At 62.8% G+C, this 22,257-nt stretch carries 19 protein-coding genes; 10 read left to right on the forward strand and 9 right to left on the reverse strand.

The features are described from left to right. Window positions 1-140 precede the first annotated feature (140 nt). The 3 genes from DNK59_RS06450 to secB are packed head-to-tail and all read left to right on the forward strand — an operon-like array spanning window position 141 to window position 1,330. A complete protein-coding gene (locus DNK59_RS06450) occupies window positions 141-554 on the forward strand; it encodes a rhodanese-like domain-containing protein (RefSeq protein WP_047283556.1) in 414 nt (137 codons plus the stop codon). Beyond that, window positions 554-808 carry a glutaredoxin 3 gene (gene grxC, locus DNK59_RS06455; RefSeq protein ID WP_110722643.1) on the forward strand — a complete coding sequence of 85 codons (255 nt, stop codon included), beginning with the start codon at window positions 554-556 and terminating at the stop codon, window positions 806-808. Before DNK59_RS06450 ends, grxC begins: the two co-directional genes overlap by 1 nt. Before the next feature lie 42 nt (window positions 809-850). After that, window positions 851-1,330 carry a protein-export chaperone SecB gene (gene secB, locus DNK59_RS06460; RefSeq protein ID WP_092318769.1) on the forward strand — a complete coding sequence of 160 codons (480 nt, stop codon included), beginning with the start codon at window positions 851-853 and terminating at the stop codon, window positions 1,328-1,330. Between the two features lie 70 nt (window positions 1,331-1,400). On the opposite strand, the gene trmL is transcribed toward secB, so the two are convergent. Next, window positions 1,401-1,856, reverse strand: a complete 456-nt coding sequence (trmL, locus tag DNK59_RS06465; RefSeq protein WP_110722644.1) for a tRNA (uridine(34)/cytosine(34)/5-carboxymethylaminomethyluridine(34)-2'-O)-methyltransferase TrmL — start codon at window positions 1,854-1,856, stop codon at window positions 1,401-1,403. On the opposite strand from trmL, the gene DNK59_RS06470 reads away from it, so the two are divergent. Then, a complete protein-coding gene (locus DNK59_RS06470) occupies window positions 1,855-2,295 on the forward strand; it encodes a hypothetical protein (RefSeq protein ID WP_092318773.1) in 441 nt (146 codons plus the stop codon). The two genes, trmL and DNK59_RS06470, sit on opposite strands and share 2 nt — an antisense overlap. 691 nt (window positions 2,296-2,986) lie before the next feature. On the opposite strand, the gene ntrC is transcribed toward DNK59_RS06470, so the two are convergent. Beyond that, window positions 2,987-4,423, reverse strand: a complete 1,437-nt coding sequence (ntrC, locus tag DNK59_RS06475; RefSeq protein WP_110722645.1) for a nitrogen regulation protein NR(I) — start codon at window positions 4,421-4,423, stop codon at window positions 2,987-2,989. Continuing rightward, window positions 4,420-5,505, reverse strand: a complete 1,086-nt coding sequence (glnL, locus tag DNK59_RS06480; protein WP_060837111.1) for a nitrogen regulation protein NR(II) — start codon at window positions 5,503-5,505, stop codon at window positions 4,420-4,422. Before glnL ends, ntrC begins: the two co-directional genes overlap by 4 nt. 363 nt (window positions 5,506-5,868) lie before the next feature. Between glnL and DNK59_RS06485 the strand changes: the two genes are divergently transcribed. Then, window positions 5,869-6,963, forward strand: coding sequence for a bifunctional transcriptional activator/DNA repair enzyme AdaA (locus DNK59_RS06485; RefSeq protein ID WP_110722646.1), 1,095 nt, complete (start codon window positions 5,869-5,871; stop codon window positions 6,961-6,963). On the opposite strand, the gene DNK59_RS06490 is transcribed toward DNK59_RS06485, so the two are convergent. Both DNK59_RS06490 and DNK59_RS06495 read right to left on the reverse strand, forming a co-directional pair. Continuing rightward, entirely contained in the window at window positions 6,946-8,367 is a 1,422-nt protein-coding gene (locus DNK59_RS06490) for an MFS transporter (protein WP_110722647.1), read from the reverse strand. The genes DNK59_RS06485 and DNK59_RS06490 overlap by 18 nt on opposite strands. Before the next feature lie 116 nt (window positions 8,368-8,483). Beyond that, a complete protein-coding gene (locus DNK59_RS06495; RefSeq protein ID WP_110722648.1) occupies window positions 8,484-9,422 on the reverse strand; it encodes a LysR family transcriptional regulator in 939 nt (312 codons plus the stop codon). A gap of 111 nt (window positions 9,423-9,533) precedes the next feature. Between DNK59_RS06495 and DNK59_RS06500 the strand changes: the two genes are divergently transcribed. Further along, window positions 9,534-11,255, forward strand: coding sequence for an acyl-CoA dehydrogenase family protein (locus tag DNK59_RS06500; RefSeq protein WP_110722649.1), 1,722 nt, complete (start codon window positions 9,534-9,536; stop codon window positions 11,253-11,255). Between the two features lie 34 nt (window positions 11,256-11,289). Next, window positions 11,290-12,477, forward strand: a complete 1,188-nt coding sequence (locus tag DNK59_RS06505; RefSeq protein WP_110722650.1) for a CaiB/BaiF CoA-transferase family protein — start codon at window positions 11,290-11,292, stop codon at window positions 12,475-12,477. Window positions 12,478-12,486: 9 nt separating this feature from the next. On the opposite strand, the gene DNK59_RS06510 is transcribed toward DNK59_RS06505, so the two are convergent. The 3 genes from DNK59_RS06510 to glnA form a co-directional block, all read right to left on the reverse strand. Continuing rightward, a complete protein-coding gene (locus DNK59_RS06510) occupies window positions 12,487-12,837 on the reverse strand; it encodes a hypothetical protein (protein ID WP_256596301.1) in 351 nt (116 codons plus the stop codon). Window positions 12,838-12,912: 75 nt separating this feature from the next. Continuing rightward, window positions 12,913-13,467 carry a chorismate mutase gene (locus DNK59_RS06515; RefSeq protein WP_092318786.1) on the reverse strand — a complete coding sequence of 185 codons (555 nt, stop codon included), beginning with the start codon at window positions 13,465-13,467 and terminating at the stop codon, window positions 12,913-12,915. A gap of 136 nt (window positions 13,468-13,603) precedes the next feature. After that, window positions 13,604-15,010, reverse strand: coding sequence for a glutamate--ammonia ligase (gene glnA, locus DNK59_RS06520; RefSeq protein WP_016965623.1), 1,407 nt, complete (start codon window positions 15,008-15,010; stop codon window positions 13,604-13,606). Between the two features lie 331 nt (window positions 15,011-15,341). Here glnA and thiI point away from each other — a divergent pair, with 331 nt between their 5' ends. Further along, window positions 15,342-16,796 carry a tRNA uracil 4-sulfurtransferase ThiI gene (gene thiI / locus DNK59_RS06530; protein ID WP_092318790.1) on the forward strand — a complete coding sequence of 485 codons (1,455 nt, stop codon included), beginning with the start codon at window positions 15,342-15,344 and terminating at the stop codon, window positions 16,794-16,796. A gap of 139 nt (window positions 16,797-16,935) precedes the next feature. After that, window positions 16,936-18,756: a translational GTPase TypA gene (gene typA, locus DNK59_RS06535; RefSeq protein ID WP_016965621.1), complete on the forward strand. Its 1,821-nt coding sequence runs from the start codon at window positions 16,936-16,938 to the stop codon at window positions 18,754-18,756. 189 nt (window positions 18,757-18,945) lie between these two features. Here typA and DNK59_RS06540 read toward each other — a convergent pair whose 3' ends face one another. Continuing rightward, a complete protein-coding gene (locus tag DNK59_RS06540) occupies window positions 18,946-19,389 on the reverse strand; it encodes a YkgJ family cysteine cluster protein (RefSeq protein WP_173655882.1) in 444 nt (147 codons plus the stop codon). A 267-nt stretch (window positions 19,390-19,656) separates the two neighbouring features. Between DNK59_RS06540 and DNK59_RS06545 the strand changes: the two genes are divergently transcribed. After that, on the forward strand, window positions 19,657-22,107 hold the full coding sequence (locus tag DNK59_RS06545; protein ID WP_110722652.1) for a glycogen/starch/alpha-glucan phosphorylase: 2,451 nt from the start codon (window positions 19,657-19,659) through the stop codon (window positions 22,105-22,107). Window positions 22,108-22,257: the final 150 nt, after the last annotated feature.

Consider the following 22,257-nt stretch of genomic DNA (forward strand, 5'->3'; position numbering starts at 1 on the left):
AGAGTTGAAAAAAGGAGGTGTTGAAAAACGGAGTGGCAGTTTAAAGCGAAGTTCCGGTGGCGTCACCGCCGGGCGGGGTTTGGCCGACCTTGAGGGCTGTGTATACTGGCCGACATTTTAACGCCCTGGAACCTCCTTAGATGGTTGCTCACCTGATTCAATTCGCCACTGAACACTACTTGCTCGTCGGCGCCTTCGCCATCCTGCTGGCTCTGTTGATCGCTCATGAATTGAGCCGCGGTGGCCGCAGCCTCAGCACCCGTGAACTGACCGCGCTGGTCAACAGCGAGCAGGGCGTGGTGATCGATATTCGTCCGTCCAAGGACTACGCCGCCGGCCATATCGTCGGCGCGCTGAACATTCCCCAGGACAAGCTGGCCGCCCGTGTTGGCGAGCTGGAGAAGCACAAGGCCAAGACCATCATCCTGGTGGACGCCCAAGGCCAGCACGCCGGCACCCACGCCCGTGAGCTGCTGAAGTCCGGTTTCACCGCCGCCAAGCTGTCCGGTGGTGTAGCCAGCTGGAAAGCCGACAACCTGCCATTGGTGAAGTAATGCCCAAGGTCATCGTCTACTCCAGTGATTACTGCCCTTACTGCTCGCGGGCCAAGCATCTGTTGGCGAGCAAAGGCGTAGCCTTCGAAGAGATCAAGGTCGATGGCAAACCGCAGGTACGCGCCGACATGGCCCAGAAGGCCGGACGCACCTCCGTGCCACAGATCTGGATCGGCGCCACCCACGTAGGTGGTTGTGATGATTTGTTTGCCCTGGAGCGCGCCGGCAAGCTCGACGCGCTGCTGGCGGCCTGAAACTCCTAACCCTATAGACCCAAGAGTGAAGAAGGATCTGAGATGACTGACCAACAGAACACTGCTGCCGAAGACGAAAGCGCACCGCAATTCTCCCTGCAGCGCATCTACGTGCGTGACCTGTCCTTCGAAGCGCCGAAAAGCCCGGCCATCTTCCGCCAGCAGTGGGAGCCAAGCGTCGCCCTGGACCTCAACACCCGTCAGAAAGCCCTGGAAGCCGATTTCCACGAAGTGGTGCTGACCCTGTCCGTGACCGTGAAGAACGGTGACGAAGTGGCCTTCATCGCTGAAGTGCAACAGGCCGGTATCTTCCTGATCAAGAACCTGGACGAGGCTTCCATGAGCCACACCCTGGGTGCCTTCTGCCCGAACATCCTGTTCCCTTACGCCCGTGAGGCGCTGGACAGCCTGGTGACCCGTGGTTCGTTCCCGGCCCTGATGCTGGCCCCGGTGAACTTCGACGCGCTGTACGCCCAGGAACTGCAACGCCTGCAGTCCGCTGGCGAAAACACTGTTCAATAAGAACGTCGCCCGAGCATGAAAAAAGCGCCTGTAATGGCGCTTTTTTCATGCTCGGGTGAAACCCCGGGCCTTACTTGAACCCCAGTTGCCGCCAGCCTTCATAGACCGCCACGGCCACGGTGTTGGACAGGTTCAGGCTGCGGCAGCCTTCGCGCATGGGCAGGCGCAGGCGTTGCTCGCCGGGCAGGGCGTCCAGCACGTCCGCCGGCAGGCCACGGCTCTCGGGGCCGAACAGGAAGGCGTCGCCCTCCTTGAAGCTGGCGTCATGGAAGGGCCGCGAGCCCTTGGTGGTGAAGGCGAACAGGCGTGGCTGGCCAAGGCTTTGCAGGCAACTGGCGAGGTCGGCGTGGCGTTGCAGGGTGGCGTATTCGTGATAGTCGAGGCCGGCGCGACGCAGGCGCTTGTCGTCCATTTCGAAACCCAGCGGCTCGATCAAATGCAGGTGGCAGCCGCTGTTGGCGCACAGCCTGATAACGTTGCCGGTATTCGGCGGAATTTCTGGTTGAAAGAGGATGACGTGAAACATGCACGGCTCCGAAGAGAAAGACAGGCTGCATTCTACGCCTGAAGAAGACCCGCGACCGAAGCTAATGCCGAAGGTATTCGGCTCCCTGGCGATTGTCGGAATGATGGTGGGGCTGATGATCGGTCGACTGACCCAGCCCGACCCGGTCGAGTTGCAACAGGTCGAGGTGGCCGCCGATGGCTTGGTGGTCTGGTTCAACCAGGAACCCAAGGTTCACGGCGAACATATCGATGGCACCATCGCCCTGCTGTTCGATGCGCAAGGACGGGCGCAGAACGGTCAGTTGCAGGTCAATCAGAAGACGGTGAACTGGCGGGTGCGGCTGGCGGACCAGGGCTTGCTGCTGAACCTGGTGGCTGCCCGGCCGCTGCGGGGCGAGTGGAGCGCCAGCCAGGTGGACGGGCGCTGGCGCCTGGCGATCCACCTGCGGGAGGAATAAAAGAGGGAAACCCCGGCCTGCCTGTACCAAGGCCCCCAAAAGCGGGAGGGGCTGATCGCCCGTTTGGGGCGATGAGTCCCGGTGTAAAGAAGGGGATTCCCGGCCTGCCTGTACCAGGGTCCCCGAAAGGGTTGTGGGCACGTCGCTCGGAGCGTGATGAGCCCGGTGTTAAAGAGGGAAGCCCCAGCCTGCCTGTACCGAGGTTCCCGAAAGCGTGGCCCGTCGCTATGAGCGTGATGGGCCGGGTGTTAAAGAGGGAATCCCCGGCCTGCCTGTACCGAGGTTCCCGAAAGCGTGGCCCGTCGCTATGAGCGTGATGGGCCGGTTGTTAAAGAGGGGAATCCCCGGCCTGCCTGTACCAAGGTCCCCGAAACTGGGTAGTGACTGGGTTAATGCAGGGCGCGTGCCAGTTTTGGCGCAATCCGCGCGTGTTGCGGTGAAAAAAGTCGAAAGCCCCGTAATCCGGGGCTTTTGCGTTTTCGACCTGGGGCTTTTCAGAGGTGAGGCCCGGGTTGTGCCCGGGCCCGATGGCGCTGCACCGCGCCTTGGGGCAGTGCATGCAGCCCATCCTGGTGCACGCACGTCATGGTCGTAGGAGCCGGCTTGCCGGCGAAAGCGCCGCTCAGCGCTCTGCAAGGCTCAAGGGCCTTTTCGCTGGCAAGCCAGCTCCTGCATGCTGCGGGTTGGGGCTTCAGCCCTCTTCGCTTTCGTCCTCGTCGCCACCGTCGACCTTCATCCCCAGTTCCTTGATCTTGCGGGTCAGGGTGTTGCGGCCCCAGCCCAGCAGTACGGCGGCGTCGCGGCGGCGGCCGGCGGTGTGCTTGAGGGCGGTTTCGATCATGATCCGCTCGAAACTCGGCACCGCGCTGTCCAAAAGGTTCGACTGGCCGCGGGCCAGGGCCTGATCAGCCCACTGGCGCAGAGCCTGTTCCCAGTTGGTCACCGGCGCCGAATCCTGGGGCAGGCTCAGCAGCTCCGGCGGCAGGTCGCTGATATGCACTTCGCGCCCCGAAGCCATCACCGTGATCCAGCGGCAGGTGTTCTCCAGCTGGCGCACGTTGCCCGGCCACGGCAGGTTCTTCAGGTACTCCTCGGTTTCGTTCTTCAGCAGCTTGGGTTCCACCGCCAGTTCCTGGGCGGCGCGGCTGAGGAAGTGCTTGGCCAGGGTCGGGATGTCTTCGCGACGGTCCGACAGGCGCGGGATGTGGATGCGGATCACGTTGAGGCGGTGGAACAGGTCCTCACGGAACTTGCCGGCCTGTACCAGGGTTTCCAGGTTCTGGTGGGTGGCGGCGATGATCCGCACATCGACCTTGACCGGGGTATGGCCGCCGACCCGGTAGAACTCGCCATCGGCCAGAACCCGCAGCAGGCGAGTCTGGGTGTCAGCCGGCATGTCGCCGATCTCGTCGAGGAACAGGGTGCCGCCGTCGGCCTGTTCGAAGCGTCCGCGGCGCAGGTTGGCGGCGCCGGTGAAGGCGCCTTTTTCATGGCCGAACAGCTCGGATTCCATCAAGTCCTTGGGGATAGCGGCCATGTTCAGGGCGATGAAAGGCGATGCCGCCCGCGGGCTGTGGCGATGCAGGGCATGGGCCACCAGTTCCTTGCCGGTGCCGGATTCGCCATTGATCAGCACGGTGATGTTGGAGTGGCTCAGGCGACCGATGGCGCGGAACACCTCCTGCATCGCCGGCGCTTCGCCGATGATTTCCGGGGTACGGGCCAGGGTCGGCGCCACTTCCAGGCCCTGCTGCTCCTGGGCATGCTGGTTGGCGCGCTTGACCAGCGACACCGCCTCATCCACATCGAACGGCTTGGGCAGGTACTCGAAGGCGCCGCCCTGGTAGGAGGCGACAGCGCTATCCAGGTCCGAGTGCGCGGTCATGATGATCACCGGCAGGCGCGGGTGCAGCTCGCGAATCCGCGCCAGCAGGTCCAGGCCGCTGGCACCGGGCATGCGGATATCGGAAATGATCACGTCCGGCTGCTGGCGCGCCAGGCGGCTCATTACGCCGTCAGCGCTGTCGAAGCTCTGGGTGGTCATGCCTTCCTGCTGCAGGGCCTTTTCCAGGACCCAACGGATAGAACGGTCGTCATCGACGATCCACACGGTTTCACTACGGCTCATGTCGATGGGGCTCCTTGTTCCAGAGGCAGAAAGATCGAGAAGGTGGTGTGGCCGGGATGGCTGTCACATTCGATCAGGCCCTGGTGCTGGCTGATGATGTTCTGGGTAATGGCCAGGCCCAGCCCGGTACCGTCCGGGCGGCCGCTGACCATGGGGAAGAAGAGGGTGTCCTGCAGCTCGGCGGGAATGCCCGGGCCGTTGTCGATGATCTCGATCTTGGTCACCAGGCGATGGCGCACATGACCGATGGTGAACTGGCGCATGGTGCGGCTGCGCAAGGTGATGCGCCCCAGGCGCATCTCGTTCTGGCTGCTGATGGCCTGCATGGCGTTGCGCACGATGTTGAGCACCGCCTGGATCATCTGCTCGCGGTCGATCAGGACGTCGGGAATGCTCGGGTCGTAATCGCGCACCAGGGTGATGCAGCCCTGGCTTTCGGCTTCCACCAGGCTGCTGACCCGCTCCAGCACCTCGTGGATGTTGGTCAGGGCCAGCGATGGCAGCTTGTTCGAGCCGAGCATGCGGTCCACCAGGTTCCGCAGGCGGTCGGCCTCTTCGATGATGACGTTGGTGTAGTCCTTGAGGCTTTCCTCGGGCAGTTCCCGGGCCAGCAACTGGGCGGCGCCGCGAATCCCGCCCAGGGGGTTCTTGATTTCGTGGGCCAGGCCGCGCACCAGCATCTTGCTGGTTTCCTGCTTGGACAGTTGGGCCTCTTCCTTGGTGATGCGCAGCAGCCGGTCCCGAGGGTGGACCTCCAGCAGCAGCAAGGTATCGCCGTTGCTGAGGATCGGCGTCACCGCATAGTCGACGGTCAGGGTCTGGCCGGTCAGGGCGGTGAGCATGGCTTCGCGCTTGGTAAACGGATGCGCCTGTTCCACCGCCTGGCGCAGGGAGCTCAGGGCCTCGGCGGATTCGGTGAACAGCTCGCTGATGAATTGCCCATGGCTGCGCTGGCCGCTGATGGCCAGGAGCATCTCCGCCGCCGGGTTCATGTACTCAAGGCGCAGGTCGGCGTTGAGCAGAATGGTGGCGGTGGTCAGGTTGTCCAGAAGCAGGCGGTGCAGTGGGTCGCTGATGGTCATTCGGACCTCTTTTGGAGCAGGGCGAGCCGGAGCTGGTCCGGGATCGCGCGCGGGGTTAAAGCGCTGATGTGGAGAAAATGCAAAAACCAAACCAAGGCTCCGAAAAGAAGCGTTCGCGGCCTGAAACAGGCGTTTGAAGCCCGCTTACGTGGCGCTTTGCCAGCTTTGCCGGGTATTTTCGAACCAAAATGGGCTGGGAATGGTCTGTGGGTGCACGGTATTGCACCAATATAGTGCATGAGTCTGCGGGGCGCTTGGCGGCTGCACGGATCGATGAGAATCAACGCCCGTTTTTCAGCGGCAGCGCACAGAGCGCGGGTTTAGAGTGCTCGAACCCGACGCTTCAAGGTTCAGGATGCGGCCATGGAAAACGCCACTCTGCTGTTTCAGCTCCCCGATGACGAGACCCTGTATCAGGCCCTTCTGGACCGCGACCCGGCCTATGAGGGCTTTGCCTACGTCGGGGTCAAAAGCACGGGGGTGTTCTGCCGCCTGACCTGTGCCGCGCGCAAGCCCAAGCGCGAGAACACGGTGTTCTTCAGCTCGATCAAGGGCTGTGTCGAAGCGGGATTCCGTGCCTGTCTGCGTTGTCGGCCGTTGGAGCGGGCCGGGGTGCAGGAGCCCTGGGTACAGACCCTGCTGGAGCAACTGCACAGCGATCCCGAACGCCGCTGGTACGAAGATGATCTGACCCGGCTGGGGCTGGACCCGTCCACCGTGCGTCGCGCCTTCAAGCGCTACTTCGGAGTGACTTTCCTGGAAATGGCCCGCCTGCGGCGCATGGGCCAGGGCATGCAGCAGCTGGCTGGCGGAGAGTCGGTGATCGACGCGCAGATCAGTGCCGGCTTCGATTCCGACAGCGGCTTCCGGCGGGCCTTCCGTCGTCTGGCGGGCCAGCCACCATCGAGCCTGCGGGGGCGCGAGCTGCTCAAGGCCGATTGGCTGCAAACCCCGATCGGCGTGATGCTGGCGGTGGCCGATGCCCAGGTCCTGCATCTGCTGGAGTTCTTCGATCGCCCGGCGCTGGCCACTGAGCTGCAGGCCCTGCAAAAACGCAGTGGTTCGAGCATAGGTTTCGGGCGCTTTGCCCCGATCGATCTGATCGAGGCCGAGTTGCGGCGCTACTTTGCCGGGGAGGCGCTGAGCTTCACCACGCCGCTGGCCATGAACGCCTCGGCTTTTACTCGCACGGTCTGGTGGGCGTTGCGTGATATTCCCCCGGGGAGCACCTGCAGCTACGCCGAGGTGGCGAGCCGGATCGGCTCGCCCTCAGCGGTACGCGCGGTGGCCCGGGCCAACGGCGCCAATCAGATCGCCATCGTCATTGCCTGTCACCGAGTGATCGGCAGTGACGGCGCCCTCACCGGCTATGGCGGCGGCCTGTGGCGCAAGCGCTGGCTGCTGGAGCATGAGCGGCGCTTGCGCCCTCTGTCGGGTGAGTCAGCGAGCGGGCTGTAACGGGCTTGCGGGAGTGGCAGCAGGTGGAAGGTTATCCACAGGCAACTGGGCCGAACGCTGGTTGTCCGCTTCTCGCGCCAGTTCGTCGGCATCCGCCTGTTCCGCCGTGGACAGCTCGGCGGCGTTGTGACCGATGCGCTTGAGCAGGGCCAGCATGCACAGCAGCGAAACCAGGGCGTAGCAGGCCGAGGCGATGGCCACGCCGATGATGCTGCCGGTGCCGTTGAGGATGCTTTGCGCCAGCACTGGAGTGGCGCCGCCGACCAGCAGCGAGCACAGCTGGTAGGAGATCGACAGCCCGCTGTAGCGCACCCGTGTCGGAAAGGCCCGGGCCAGGATGCCGCCCACCGCGCCGTAGAACATCGAATGCGGCACCGTGGCCAGGCACATGCCGAGCACGGCGATCCAGTAGTTGCCGGTCTCCACGGCGAAGAACATCGCCGGCATCAGCAACAGTTCCGGTACCACCATCAGCACCATGGCCTTGCGCATGTCCATGCGCGAAACCAGCACCGCTCCCAGGGGTTGGGTGATGAACTGCACCACCAGGGCGATGACGATCACGCTGAGGAAGCTGCTCTGGGTGTAGCCCAGCTCCTTGGTGGCCCAGGACAGGGCAAAGGTGCTCTTGAAGTAGGTGACGTGGATGATCGGCAGCACTCCGGCGCCCAGCAGCACCAAGCGCCAGTGGTCGCGCAGCACGTCGAGAATCGGCAGCTTGACGGTCTTCTTCTGCGCCATCAGGCGCTGCATGTCATCGGATTCTTCGAGCTTGAGGCGGATGACCATGCCGACGATCACCAGCAGCGCCGAGAGCAGGAACGGAATGCGCCAGCCCCAGAGCAGGAAGTCCGGTGTCGGCAGGGCGCTGAGGCCGAAGAACACCAGGGTCGCCAGCAGGTTGCCGGCGGGCGAGCCTTGCTGGGCAAAGGCGGCGTACAGGATGCCCTTGCCCTTGGGCGCGCTTTCGCTGGCGATCAGGACCGCCCCGCCCCATTCGCCACCCACCGCGATGCCCTGGATGATGCGCAGGGCCACCAGGGCGATCGGTGCCCAGACACCTATCTGCAGGTAGCCGGGCAGCAGGCCGATGCAGGTGGTGGCCACGCCCATCATGATCAGGGTGATCACCAGGGTGGTCTTGCGGCCGATCTTGTCGCCCATGTGGCCGAAGATGATGCCGCCGATGGGGCGGGCGACAAAACCCGCCCACAGGGTCAGGAAGGACAGCAGGGTGGCCGTGCCCGGGGGCAGGTCGGCGGGAAAGAAGATTTTGCCGAACACCAGGGCGGCGGCGATTCCATAGGCGTAGAAGTCATACCATTCGATGGTGGTGCCGATGAACGAGGCAATGCCCGCCTTGCGGGCTTTCTTGTGGGCGGCAGCTTCCAGGGTGGCGCTCATGTGCAACTCCTGCTTGTTATTGTTATGGGCGCCCAGGCGGGGCGCGTGGGCGTCATGCAAGGCCCGACCGCTGGGAGCCTATACAGGCAGGAATCGAAAAATATAATGATTAAATCTTATGGTTTGATACGTGATTTCGTATCGCCGGGGTCTGCCCATGGGCCCGTTGCGGTGGCTTGCAGCAAGGATCTGAACAGGGCCAGGAAACTGTCTGCGGCAGCCGAGGGTTGGTCCGCCAGATGGATGGCCAGGATCTCCGAAGGCGCTCCCCGACCTTCAATCTCGCAGTAACTCACCCCCGGTTGGCCGAGCAGGGCCAGGGTCTGGGGCACCAGCGCCACGCCCATCTCATGGGCCACCATCGTCACCACGGTTTGCCAGAGCCTTGTTTCGTGGCGGATCCGCGGGCTGAATCCGGCGGCCACGCAGCGGGCGATGATCAGGTCGTGGTAGTGGGGCGATGCCTCCCGTGGAAACAGGATGAAATCATCATTGGCCAGTTGCTTGAGGTCGACCCGCGTCTGCCCGGCCAGGGGGTGGTTCTGCGGCAGGCAGCAAAGGAAGGGTTCGGCCAGCAGTGTCGCGCTGCGGATGCCGGCGGCGAAGGTGCCACCGTGAACGAAGCCGATGTCGATCTGTCCGCGCTGCAGGGCCTGGGCCTGACTGGCGCTGTTCATCTCCATCAGCACGATCTCGGTGTCCGGGTGATCGCGCTCGAAGGCCTTGACCGCCTGGGGCAGGCCGCGGTGCAGGATCGAGTTGACGAAGCCCACGCTCAGGCGTCCGCTGAAGCCTTCCGCCGAGCGCTGGGTCAGGCGCCGCGCCTGGTCGGCCCGCAGCAGCAGGTAGCGCGCTTCGCCCAGCAGCACCTGGCCGGCATTGGTCAGGCTCACGGACTTGTTGTTGCGGTTGAGCAACTGGATGTCCAGTTGCCCCTCCAGCTTCTTGATGTCGAAACTCAGCGCTGGTTGTGAAATGCACAGGCGCTCCGCGGCACGCCCGAAATGCAGCTCCTCGGCCACGGCGACGAAGTAGCGCAGCTGTTTGAGGTCCACGATGGTTTCGCCCCCTTCGATATGGTTTTCTTATCGTAGTTGATGGATTTTGTATTAGATACTTATCGATGGCGACTCTAGTCTCGGCCTACAAAAACCAGGAGACGCGCCATGACCGCCAAGCCTTGCCCCCTCGAAGACCGCCTGAACATTCCCGACAGCCGTGGCATCAACCTGTTTGCCTGCGACGCCGGCCTGGCCGCGTTGCTTCAGGTGTATCTGCCGCCAGCGGTCTATCAGCAATGGCTGCCGACCCTGCAGCAGCTGGGCGCCCGGGCCGGTGGCGAGCTGGACGTGCTGGCCTTGAGCGCCGACAAGCACCCGCCGGTGTTGCAGCCCCGCACCCGCCGTGGCGAGAACCTGCAAAGCATTGCCAAGCACCCGGACTATGTCGCACTGGAACGGGTGGCCTACGCCGAGCTGGGCCTGGCCTCGATGAGCCACCGCCCTGACGGCCCGCTGCCGCTGGTCAAGTACGCCCTGACCTACCTGTTCGTCCAGGCCGAGTTCGGCCTGTGCTGCCCGGTGAGCATGACCGACTCCCTGGCCCGCACCCTGCGCAAGTTTGGTGCCCCCGAGCTGGTGCAGCGCTACCTGCCGCAGTTGCAGTCCCAGGATTTCGACGAGCTGTTCCAGGGGGCGATGTTCATGACCGAGCAGGCCGCCGGTTCCGATGTCTCGCGCACCGAAACCCGTGCCCGGCTGGAAGACGGTCAATGGCGGCTGTATGGCGAAAAATGGTTCTGCTCCAACCCGGATGCCGACCTGGCCATGGTCCTGGCGCGCCCGGACCATGCGCCCTCGGGCATGGCCGGGGTGACCCTGTTCCTGCTGCCGAAGGTGCTGCCCGATGGTTCGCGCAACGCCTATCGAATCCAGCGCTTGAAGGACAAGCTGGGCAGCCGCTCCATGGCCAGCGGCGAGATCACCCTGGAAGGTGCCACGGCCTACCTGATCGGTGACGTCGGCCGCGGCTTTCAACAGATGGCCGACATGATCAACATGTCGCGCCTGTCCAATGGCGTGCGTGCGGCGGGGCTGATGCGCCGGGCCCTGAGTGAGGCGTTGTACATCGCCCGCCAGCGTCGGGCCTTCGGCAAGCATCTGATCGACATGCCGCTGATGCAGCGCCAGTTGCTGAAGATGATGCTGCCCACCGAGCAGGCGCGCTCGATGTTCATGCAGATCGCCACCTTGCTGCCCCGGGCCGATGGTGGCGACGAGACAGCGCGCCAGTGCGTGCGGATTCTCACGCCGCTGATCAAGTTCCGCGCCTGCCGTGATGCCCGGCGGGTGACCGGCGATGCCATGGAGGTACGGGGCGGGGTTGGGTACATCGAGGAATGGAGCGATGCCCGGCTGGTGCGTGATGCCCATCTGGGATCGATCTGGGAAGGCACCAGCAACATCGTTGCCCTGGACATTGCCCGGGCGGTGACCCGCGAGCAGGCGCTGGAGCCGCTACAGGGCTACCTGGCCGGACTGCTGGCCGAAGCCGACCTGCCGCCAGCCAGTCGCCAGCTGTTCGACTCGGCCCTGCGGCGTGCGGTCACCTGTTTCCACAGGGTGGCGCAGCAGCGCCTGGATGAGCAGGTGCGGCAGGCCGGCAGCGTCCTCTATCACCTGACCAGCGCGATCTTCATGGCCTGGGAAGCGGCGCGCCAGGCCGGGGATTTTCGACGCCTGGCCCTGGCCCATCTGGTGTTGACGCACAAGGTGCTGCCGCGGGACCCCTTGAGCCTGGAGCCGGCCATCGATGCCCAGCTGCTGGCGCGGCTGGCCAATGAAGGCCCGCTGTCGCAAGCCGAGGCGATGCAACTGCTATCGGCCTGAAGGGTCGCCCACTGCCACTTTCCGGAGTACCCACATGAAGCACGCCCAAGGGACCCTGTCGGGCCTGAAAATCATCGATCTCAGCCGTGTGCTGGGTGGTCCTTACTGTTCCCAGGCCCTGGCCGATCATGGCGCCGAGGTGATCAAGCTGGAGCCGTTGAGCGGCGACGAAACCCGTGGCTGGGGGCCGCCGTTCGAAGGTGACGACGCCTCGTACTTTCGCGGTATCAACCGCAACAAGCAGGGGATTGCGGTCGACCTGTCGCGCCCCGAGGGCCTGGAACTGCTGATGCAGTTGCTCGAAGGCGCCGACGTGCTGATCGAGAACTTCAAGCCGGGCACCCTGCAGCGGTGGGGCATAGGTTACGAGGAGGTGCTGAGCCAGCGCTTTCCGGGGTTGATCCACTGCGGGATTTCCGGTTTTGGCGCCGATGGCCCGTTGGGTGGCCTGCCCGGTTACGACGCGGTGATTCAGGCCATGGCTGGCTTGATGAGTGTCAACGGCGAAGGTGAGGGCGGGCCGCTACGCATCGGCCTGCCGATCGTCGATATGGTCACCGGGCTGAATGCCCTGGCGGGGATTCTCCTGGCCCTCAACGAGCGCCAGCGCAGCGGCCTCGGGCAGTCCCTGGACATCTCCTTGTATGACTGCGGCGTGTCCCTGCTGCACCCCCACCTGGCGAACTACTTCGCCTCTGGCAAGACCCCGAAGCGCACGGGAAATGCCCACCCCAACATTGCCCCCTACGACAGCTATTGCACTGCCGGCGAACCGATCTTCCTTGCGGTGGGCAATGATCGGCAGTTCGCCAGGCTGTGCCAGGAGCTGGGGGCCGACGAGTTGCTGCAAGACCCGCTGTTTGCCAACAACGGCCAGCGTTCGGTTAATCGCCACGCCTTGAAGCAGGAGCTGGAGCGGCATCTGGCCGCTCACGATGGGGCCGAGCTGGCGCCGCGCTTGATTGGCTTGGGGGTGCCGTGCGGCTCGATCGCCACGGTGGATCAGGTGGTGGCTCATCCTCATACCCGACATCGCGGCCTGCTGGTGGAACTCGATGATTACCGCGGCATAGGTTCACCGGTGAAGCTCTCGCGAACGCCGGCCAGCTATCGCACTGCGCCACCCAGGTTGGGCCAGGACACCCGCGCGGTGCTGCAGGGATTGGGACTGGATGAGCCGACGATTGCCAAACTGCTGGCCAGTGGCGTGGTGCGCGGCTGAGGCCCCTGATCAGCGACGGTGGGCGCGCAGCAGGGTGAAGGTGATGCTCGAGCTCTGTTGCAGCACCCGCGTGCCCTCAAGGATCTGCACCGCCAGGCGATGTTGGCCACGGTCGATGTTCACCAGCGCCATCTCGTGGCCCCGGCTGGTGGCGCCATAGGCCTGATCGTCCAGCAGCAGGCGCAGACGATGCTGGGGTTGCAGGTCCGGGGCCAATAGCACCCGTACATTGAAGCTACCGTTGTTGGCCCGCAGCGCGCCGTGTTCGGGCACGCCGAGCACCTGCAATTGCGCATAGGGCTCTGCGCGGGCGGGCAGGGCTGTTATCCACAGCAGGCAAAAGGCAGCAATGCGCATCATGCTGGGTCCGCTCGTTGAAGGGCTGCGGTTGAAAGGCTCCAGCATAGGGCGCGACCGGGCATGGCGCGGGCGTGGTTAACCTTTGAACACACATAACTCGGCGGTGGCGCGGACCATCGCCAGCTGCCGCAACGGCTCGTTGCTGGCGGCCTGATTGGCCCGGGCCAGCCATTGCGGGCATTGCGGGTCGGTCTGGTACGGGGCGAAGTCGGCCAGTTGTTGCAGCAGGCGTTTTTGTAACTGATCGAGTCGTGGGCGGATCTGTCCGGCCAGATCCTGGCGCGGGGTGTCCGGTGCCTGGCCTTGCAGGTGCCAGCTGGACAGCCTGGCGTACTGCAGCAGTTTGTTGGCCTCGATCTGGGCGGCGAAGAACTGCCCGACCGTTTCTTCACTCAGGTGATAGGTGGCGGCCTGGGCCGTGGCACCGGCAATCACCTGCTGTTCCCGAGGGCGGTCCTCCACCGCCTTGTGGCTGTCCCATTTGCTCAGGGCCACCTGATCGGCAATCGTCAGGCGCTCGCTGATGCTTTGCAGCAGAGGGGCAAGGGTGGGCGGGGCATCATTGGCGCAGGCTGCGCCGGTGAACAGGCTGCAAGTCAGGGCGAAGCACAGAGTGAGGCGCGAAGTCATGGGCGGGCTCGGCTTATAGATGAAGGACGGCGCCCATGATGCACGCAACTAACTCGGACGGGGTAAAGGCGCGGGCATAAAAAAGGCCTCCCGAAGGAGGCCTCTTGTTCACGCGGCTTGCGCCGACGCTAGCGGATCAGCAGCTGTAGTACAGCTCGTACTCCAGTGGGTGCACGAAGGTACGGACCTTGATCTCTTCTTCGCTTTTCAGGGCGATGTAGGCGTCGATGAAGTCGTCGCTGAAAACGCCGCCTTTGGTCAGGAACGCACGACCTTTGTCCAGCTCTTCCAGGGCTTCCTTCAGGCTGCCGCAAACCTGTGGGATCTCTTTGGCCTCTTCAGGCGGCAGGTCATACAGGTTTTTGTCAGCAGCGTCGCCAGGGTGGATCTTGTTCTGGATACCGTCCAGGCCGGCCATCAGCAGGGCGGCGAAGGCCAGGTACGGGTTGGCAGCCGGGTCCGGGAAACGCGCTTCGATACGGCGGGCTTTAGGGCTCGACACGTAAGGAATGCGGATCGAAGCGGAACGGTTGCGCGCCGAGTAGGCCAGCATCACCGGAGCTTCGAAGCCTGGCACCAGACGCTTGTAGGAGTTGGTGGCCGGGTTGGTGAAGCCGTTCAGGGCCTTACCGTGCTTGATGATGCCGCCGATGAAGTACAGGGCGGTATCGGACAGGCCGGCATAGCCTTCGCCAGCGAAGGTGTTCTTGCCGTCTTTCCAGATCGACATGTGGACGTGCATGCCCGAACCGTTGTCGCCGTACAGTGGCTTGGGCATGAAGGTGGCGGTACGACCGTAGGCGTCGGCCACGTTGTGCACCACGTATTTCAGGGTCTGGGTTTCGTCGGCCTTCTTCACCAGGGTGTTGAACTTGACGCCGATTTCGTTCTGGCCGGCAGTCGCCACTTCGTGGTGGTGAACTTCAACGGTCAGGCCCATTTCTTCCAGTGCGTTGCACATGGAGGTACGGATTTCGTGGTCGTGGTCGAACGGTGGAACCGGGAAGTAGCCGCCCTTGACGCCTGGACGGTGGCCCTTGTTGCCGCCTTCGATGTCCTGGTCGGACATCCACGAACCTTGCTCGGAGTAGATCTTGAACATCGAGCCGGAGATGTCGGACTTGAATTTCACCTGGTCGAAGATGAAGAACTCAGGTTCTGGACCGGCGAATACGGTGTCGCCGATACCGGTGGCCTTCAGGTGCTCTTCAGCGCGCTTGGCGATGGCCCGTGGGTCGCGATCGTAACCTTGCATGCTCGAAGGTTCGATGATGTCGCACACCAGGATCAGGGTCGGCTCTTCTGTGAACGGATCCAGCACGGCGGTTTCGTCGTCCGGCATCAGGATCATGTCGGAGGCTTCGATGCCTTTCCAGCCAGCGATGGAGGAACCGTCGAACATCTTGCCGGATTCGAAGAAGTCTTCATCCAGCGCATCACGGGCCGGCATGGTCACGTGATGTTGAGTGCCCTTGGTGTCAGTGAAGCGCAGATCAATCCATTTGACGTCATGATCTTTGATGAGTTGAACCGACTTCGACATAGTGTCCTCCGGGTGGCTTCGGGCTTGGTGTTGGAGTGCCCTTAGAATGTGGGTGATGCCGGCGCGAATACTCTGCCATGGCAACCTGCCTCACAAGGGAGCAAATTGCATGCCAGTGCCCTGCGATGGGTTTTCTGCCCCAAAATCAGGCTTTGTGCGGCGTATTTGGCTAAATCTCGGCGTGTGGCGCACTGCAATGTAGCGCCTCGCTTGATAAATGACCTGTTTTGGTGCGCTGAAAACCTTCTGCACATTAATTGGTTAAACCTTGAGCAATTTCCGCTATAATCCGCGCCCCCCTTTTTCGGCTGGCCCAGCGCGCACAGTTTTCATGAAACTAATCGTTAAAGTTTTCCCGGAAATCACCATCAAGAGCCGCCCGGTACGGATGCGTTTCATCCGTCAGCTGGCCAAGAACATCCGTGCCGTGCTCCGCGATCTGGATCCGGCGGTGGTGGTCAATGGTGTGTGGGACAACCTTGAGCTGGAAACCACTCTCAGCGAGCCCAAGGCCCTGAAGGAGTTGACCGAGCGCCTCTGCTGCATGCCCGGTATCGCGCACTTCCTGCAGGTCGACGAATACCCGCTGGGCGACTTCGACGACATGGTCGCCAAGTGCAAGCAGCACTTCGGCGAGGCCTTGCCCGGGAAGATTTTCTCCGTGCGCTGCAAGCGTGCCGGCAAGCATGAATTCAGCTCCATGGACGTGGAAAAGTACGTCGGCAGCCAGCTGCGTCGGCAGTGCGGCGCCGCCGGAATTTCCCTGAAAGAGCCGGAAATTGAAGTGCGGATGGAAATTCGCGACCAACGGTTGTTCGTGATCCACAGCCAGCACAACGGCATCGGCGGCTACCCGCTGGGCGCCCTGGAACAGACCCTGGTGCTGATGTCCGGCGGTTTCGATTCCACGGTGGCGGCCTACCAGATCATGCGCCGCGGCCTGATGGGGCATTTCTGCTTCTTCAACCTGGGCGGGCGTGCCCACGAATTGGGCGTGATGGAAGTCGCGCACTATATATGGAAGAAGTACGGCAGCTCCCAGCGCGTGCTGTTCGTCAGCGTGCCGTTCGAGGAAGTGCTCGGGGAAATTCTCGGCAAAGTCGACAACAGTCATATGGGCGTCATTTTGAAGCGTATGATGTTGCGTGCCGCCTCGAGCATCGCCGACCGCCTGCACATCGATGCACTGGTGACCGGCGAGGCGATTTCCCAGGTGTCCAGCCAGACCCTGCCGAACCTGTCGGTGATCGACTGCGTGACCGAGAAGCTGGTGCTGCGTCCGCTGATCGCCAGCCACAAGCAGGACATCATCGACCTGGCCGAAGAGATCGGCACCGCCGACTTCGCCAAGCACATGCCGGAGTACTGCGGGGTCATCTCGGTGAACCCCAAGACCCATGCCAAGCGCCATCGCGTCGAGCATGAAGAGAAAGAATTCGATATGGCGGTGCTCGAGCGTGCGATCGAGCGGGCCAAACTGGTGCCGATCGATCGGGTGATCGACGAGTTGGGCCAGGATTTGCAGATTGAAGAAGTCAGCGAGGCGCTGGCCGGTCAGATCGTCATCGACATCCGTCACCCGGATGCCCAGGAAGACGACCCGCTGGAGCTCCCTGGCATCGAAGTACAAGCGCTGCCGTTCTATGCATTGAATGCCCGCTTCAAGGAACTGGACCCTACGCGCCAGTACCTGCTGTATTGCGACAAAGGCGTCATGAGTCGCCTGCATGCTCACCATCTGCTCAGTGAGGGACATGCCAATGTGCGCGTTTATAGACCGAGCTAAGTGCCCGGGGATGTTCGCCTGTGGCTTGCGTCACCGGCCCCCCGACGCCGCCGTCCAGCTGTAACGGCCAGGCCTGACTCTATTGTTAATCGCTGCCAGCATTTGTCAGCACACCGAATCCTCTGATCGAGATACACAAGTGATCGAAAATCTACGCAACATCGCCATCATTGCCCACGTTGACCATGGTAAGACCACCCTGGTAGACAAACTCCTGCGTCAATCCGGCACCCTGGAGCGCAACGAGCTCAACGACGAGCGCGTGATGGACTCCAACGACCAGGAAAAAGAACGCGGCATTACCATTCTGGCGAAAAACACCGCCATCAACTGGAACGGCTACCACATCAACATCGTGGACACCCCGGGCCACGCCGACTTCGGCGGCGAAGTTGAGCGCGTCATGTCCATGGTCGACTCCGTGCTGCTGCTGGTCGACGCCCAAGACGGCCCTATGCCGCAAACCCGTTTCGTGACCAAGAAGGCTTTCGAAGCCGGCCTGCGTCCAATCGTGGTGATCAACAAGGTCGACCGTCCGGGCGCGCGTCCTGACTGGGTTCTGGACCAGATCTTCGACCTGTTCGACAACCTGGGTGCCACCGAAGAACAGCTGGACTTCAAAGTCGTCTACGCCTCGGCCCTGAACGGCATCGCCGGTCTGGACCACACCGACATGGCCGAAGACATGACCCCGCTGTACCAGTCGATCGTCGACAACGTACCCGCGCCAGCCGTTGACCGTGACGGTCCGTTCCAGATGCAGATCTCCGCTCTGGACTACAACAGCTTCCTGGGTGTGATCGGCGTTGGCCGTATCGCCCGTGGTCGCGTCAAGCCGAACACCCCGGTTGTGGCCATCGACGTCGACGGCAAGCGCCGCAACGGTCGTATCCTCAAGCTGATGGGTCACCACGGCCTGCACCGCGTGGACGTTGAAGAAGCTGCTGCCGGCGACATCGTCTGCATCAGCGGTTTCGACGAGCTGTTCATCTCCGACACCCTGTGCGACCCGACCGCTGTTGAAGCGATGAAGCCGCTGACCGTCGACGAGCCGACCGTTTCCATGACCTTCCAGGTCAACGACTCGCCATTCTGCGGTAAGGAAGGCAAGTTCGTGACCAGCCGTAACATCAAGGAGCGTCTGGACAAGGAGCTGCTGTACAACGTTGCCCTGCGCGTTGAAGAAGGCGACTCGGCCGATAAGTTCAAGGTATCCGGCCGTGGTGAGCTGCACCTGTCGGTACTGATCGAAACCATGCGTCGCGAAGGCTTCGAGATGGGCGTTGGCCGTCCTGAAGTGATCATCCGTGAAGTGGATGGCGTGAAGCAGGAACCGTTCGAAAACGTCACCATCGACATCCCTGAAGAATCCCAGGGCAAGGTCATGGAAGAAATGGGCCTGCGTAAGGGCGACCTGAGCAACATGGTTCCGGATGGCAAGGGCCGTGTACGCCTGGAATACAACATTCCAGCCCGTGGTCTGATCGGTTTCCGTAACCAGTTCCTGACCCTGACCAACGGTGCAGGCATCCTGACCTCGATCTTCGACCGTTACGCTCCGATGAAGTCCGGCCACATGTCCGGTCGTCAGAACGGCGTACTGGTATCGGTAGAAACCGGCAAGGCCCTGACCTACTCCCTGGAAACCCTGCAGGCGCGCGGCAAGCTGTTCGTCGAGCACGGCCAGGAGATCTACAACGGTCAGATCGTTGGTCTGAACAGCCGTGACAACGACCTGGGTGTGAACCCAACCAAAGGCAAGAAGCTCGACAACATGCGTGCTTCGGGCAAAGACGAAACCATCGCCCTGGTTCCACCTGTTCGCTTCACCCTGGAACAGGCTCTGGAATTCATCCAGGACGATGAATTGTGCGAAGTGACTCCTAAGTCCATCCGTCTTCGCAAGAAGATCCTGGACGAAGGCGAGCGTACCCGCGCTGCCAAGAAAGCCAAGAACTGAGTCTTTAGTTCCGGCTGAATGAAAACGCCCCCGGTCTTGCGACCGGGGGCGTTTTTTTTCGCCTCAAGAAACCCCGTGTCTGGATTGCCGCTGCCGTGTCCGCAAGGCTGCGACCGATAGCGTGGTGCTCGTCAATCCAGGCGCTGTCCTGGCTGCTGGCAGCCGATCGCAGCGCCGCTGTCGCAGGGCTTAGAAGCGTTCCAGGGTCCGACTGCTGGTGTTGGTCGGGCGCTCCAGGGGCTTGGGCTTGTAGGCGCAGTAGCCCGGACGCGGGCCGATCTTCGGATGGTTGCGGCAGGTGTCCGGACGCTTGTCATAAATGGTGCACAGGCGGCTTTTACGATCCAGATACAGGCAGTCGTTGTTGCTCATGCGCTGCAACGTGAAGATTTCCGACTTCTGGTTGTAGCGCTCGACGATGCCTTCTTTCTGCAGGCGCTTGGCGATGTTCTTCGCCGGCTCACCGCGCTCGAATTCATCGACGATGCCGATGCGGATCAGGTCCTTGATCTTCACTTCCACCGGCAGGGTGCAGCAGCTGGACATGCAGGAGCCGCACATGGGCGCGGAGTATTTGGCCCAGGTATCGAGACGATCGATTTCCGCGGCGGCGATCAGGTTGGACTTCATCAAGGTGGTGGTTCCGGCATGTTCCAGGGCGCGCGATCATACCGGGACTGGTGGATTTTTGAACGACTTTGGGTCGGATTTTTCTTAATGGTCGTCGGATTTATACCTGGCGGCACGGCATCTGCATCTTTTTTCCTGCAGGCGCCGAAGACTCCCCCCCTTGAGCCGAGCCATTTGCAGCAGCGCCGAACCGGAGCCTTTGCCTCGTGTCAGACCGACTAGGCTCAGACCATTCCATGCTCACTGTGTATCTCGTCAGAGGTCGTATCGATGACTCAGGAACCCCTAGCTCGTGACGCTGAGGTGGCGGCTTTTCGCGAAGCCGTCTTGACCAAACTCACCTACGCGGTCGGCAAAGATCCGGACCACGCCTTCGACCACGACTGGTTCGAGGCCATTGCCCTGGCTGCGCGGGACCACATGGTCGACCACTGGATGGATCACACGCGACAGATCTATCGCAAGGGCCAGAAGCGGGTGTACTACCTGTCCCTGGAGTTCCTCATCGGCCGGCTCTTGTTCGACAGCCTGAGCAATCTCGGCCTGCTGGACGTGGCCCGCGAAGCCCTCACCGACCTTGGCGTGGACCTGGAGCGGATCCGCCTGCTGGAGCCCGATGCGGCCCTGGGCAACGGCGGCCTGGGGCGCCTGGCGGCGTGCTTCATGGAAAGCATGTCGACCCTGGGTATAGCCGGTCACGGCTATGGCATTCGTTACGAGCACGGCCTGTTTCGCCAGGCCATTGTCGACGGCTGGCAGCAGGAGCAGACCGAACACTGGCTGGATTTTGGCAACCCCTGGGAGTTCGAGCGCCCCGAGGTGATCTATTCCATCGGCTTTGGCGGCAGCGTCGACAGTGTGACCGACGCGGCGGGCAACACGCGCCAGGTCTGGTGGCCGGCGGAGACGGTGCGCGCGGTGGCCTATGACACCCCGGTGGTGGGCTGGCGCGGAGCCAGCGTCAATACCCTGCGCCTGTGGCGGGCCCGGGCCATGGAAGACCTGCACCTGGAGCGCTTCAACGCCGGCGATCACTTGGGGGCGGTGGCGGAAGTGGCTCGCGCCGAGAGCATCTCCCGGGTGCTGTACCCGGCCGACAGCACCGAGGCTGGCCAGGAATTGCGCCTGCGCCAGGAATACTTCTTCGTCTCGGCGTCGCTGCAGGACCTGCTGCGGCGCCACAAGAACATGCACGATTCGGTGCTCAGCCTTGGCGAGCACGCGGCGATCCAGCTCAATGACACCCATCCGTCGATCGCCGTGGCCGAGTTGATGCGCCAATTGGTCGACCTGCATGGCATCGCCTGGGACGCGGCGTGGCAGATCACCGTGGACACCCTGGCCTACACCAACCACACCCTGCTGCCCGAGGCCCTGGAAACCTGGCCGGTGGGGCTGATGGAGCGCATGCTGCCGCGGCACATGCAGATCATCTACCTGATCAACGCCCAGCACATCGATGCCCTGCGGGCCAAGGGCCTGCACGATTTCGACGTCCTGCGGGCGGTGTCGCTGATCGAGGAGGACAACGGCCGCCGGGTGCGCATGGGCAACCTGGCGTTCCTCGGCTCCCACAGCGTCAACGGCGTGTCCGGCCTGCATACCCAATTGATGCGCAGCACGGTGTTCTCCGAGTTGCACAAGCTGTACCCCGAGCGGATCAACAACAAGACCAACGGCATCACCTTTCGCCGCTGGCTGTACCAGGCCAACCCGCCCCTTACCGAAATGCTGGTGGACGCCCTGGGCCCCGAGTTGCTGGACAACCCCGAGCAGTTGCTGCTCGGGCTGGAGCCCTTTGCCGAGAAGCCGGCCTTTCGCAAGCAGTTCGCCGAGCAGCGCCTGCACAGCAAGCGCGCCCTGGCCGCGCTCATCCACGAGCGCCTTGGGATCGCGATCAACCCGGCGGCGCTGTTCGATGTGCAGGTCAAGCGCATCCATGAGTACAAGCGCCAGTTGCTCAACCTACTGCACACCGTGGCGCTGTATCAGGCGATCCGCGCCGAGCCGGAAACCGACTGGGTGCCGCGGGTGAAGATCTTCGCCGGCAAGGCGGCGGCCAGCTATCACCAGGCCAAACTGATCATCAAGCTGACCAACGACATCGCCCGCACGGTGAACAGCGATCCGACCGTGCGCGGTCTGCTCAAGGTGGTGTTCCTGCCCAACTACAACGTCAGCCTGGCGGAAAGCATCATTCCCGCCGCCGACCTGTCGGAGCAGATTTCCACTGCAGGCTTCGAGGCTTCGGGCACCAGCAACATGAAGTTCGGCCTCAACGGCGCCCTGACCATCGGCACCCTGGACGGCGCCAACGTCGAGATGTGCGAGCAGGTCGGTGCCGAACACATGTTCATCTTCGGCCTCAGCGCCCAGCAGGTGGAGGCGCGCAAGCGCAATGGCGAATTCAGCGCGGTGCCGGACATCGCCGCCTCGCATCGGCTCAACGATGTGCTGCAGGCGATTCGCGGCGGGGTGTTCTCTCCGGACGATCCGTCGCGCTACAGCGGGCTGATCGATTCGCTGATCGACTATGACCGGTTCCTGGTCTGCGCCGATTTCGACGCCTACTGGGACGCCCAGGCCCGGGTCGAAGCGCGCTGGCACGATTCCGGCGAATGGTGGCGCTCGGCGGTGCTCAATACCGCGCGCATGGGCTGGTTTTCTTCGGACCGGACCATCCGCGAATACGCCACGCAGATCTGGAAGGCCCTGGACTGAGGGGGGCGGGAAAATCCGCGAACTGTGCACAAGGCCCAACGTTTGTTGGGCCGGGTCGATATACTGAGCGGCGTTTTTATCTCCCGGATGGTGTCTTTTGGGTCGCGTTCGGCTTCCAATCGGGGAGAAATCTTCGCCGGTAGCCTCAAC

Origin of the sequence: Pseudomonas sp. TKO26 (genome assembly GCF_003225665.1) — a bacterium.
Lineage (GTDB): Bacteria > Pseudomonadota > Gammaproteobacteria > Pseudomonadales > Pseudomonadaceae > Aquipseudomonas > Aquipseudomonas saponiphila.

Bases quoted from the DNA above. Each gene is read 5' to 3' on its own strand.
- DNK59_RS06490 (WP_110722647.1), bottom strand. From the start codon at position 8,367: ATGAGCGCCACCCTGGAAGCTGCCGCCCACAAGAAAGCCCGCAAGGCG.
- DNK59_RS06500 (WP_110722649.1), top strand. From the start codon at position 9,534: ATGACCGCCAAGCCTTGCCCCCTCGAAGACCGCCTGAACATTCCCGAC.
- secB (WP_092318769.1), top strand. From the start codon at position 851: ATGACTGACCAACAGAACACTGCTGCCGAAGACGAAAGCGCACCGCAA.
- DNK59_RS06510 (WP_256596301.1), bottom strand. From the start codon at position 12,837: ATGATGCGCATTGCTGCCTTTTGCCTGCTGTGGATAACAGCCCTGCCC.
- DNK59_RS06515 (WP_092318786.1), bottom strand. From the start codon at position 13,467: ATGACTTCGCGCCTCACTCTGTGCTTCGCCCTGACTTGCAGCCTGTTC.
- DNK59_RS06485 (WP_110722646.1), top strand. From the start codon at position 5,869: ATGGAAAACGCCACTCTGCTGTTTCAGCTCCCCGATGACGAGACCCTG.
- DNK59_RS06470 (WP_092318773.1), top strand. From the start codon at position 1,855: ATGCACGGCTCCGAAGAGAAAGACAGGCTGCATTCTACGCCTGAAGAA.
- thiI (WP_092318790.1), top strand. From the start codon at position 15,342: ATGAAACTAATCGTTAAAGTTTTCCCGGAAATCACCATCAAGAGCCGC.
- glnA (WP_016965623.1), bottom strand. From the start codon at position 15,010: ATGTCGAAGTCGGTTCAACTCATCAAAGATCATGACGTCAAATGGATT.
- glnL (WP_060837111.1), bottom strand. From the start codon at position 5,505: ATGACCATCAGCGACCCACTGCACCGCCTGCTTCTGGACAACCTGACC.
- DNK59_RS06450 (WP_047283556.1), top strand. From the start codon at position 141: ATGGTTGCTCACCTGATTCAATTCGCCACTGAACACTACTTGCTCGTC.
- DNK59_RS06505 (WP_110722650.1), top strand. From the start codon at position 11,290: ATGAAGCACGCCCAAGGGACCCTGTCGGGCCTGAAAATCATCGATCTC.
- grxC (WP_110722643.1), top strand. From the start codon at position 554: ATGCCCAAGGTCATCGTCTACTCCAGTGATTACTGCCCTTACTGCTCG.
- trmL (WP_110722644.1), bottom strand. From the start codon at position 1,856: ATGTTTCACGTCATCCTCTTTCAACCAGAAATTCCGCCGAATACCGGC.
- DNK59_RS06545 (WP_110722652.1), top strand. From the start codon at position 19,657: ATGACTCAGGAACCCCTAGCTCGTGACGCTGAGGTGGCGGCTTTTCGC.
- ntrC (WP_110722645.1), bottom strand. From the start codon at position 4,423: ATGAGCCGTAGTGAAACCGTGTGGATCGTCGATGACGACCGTTCTATC.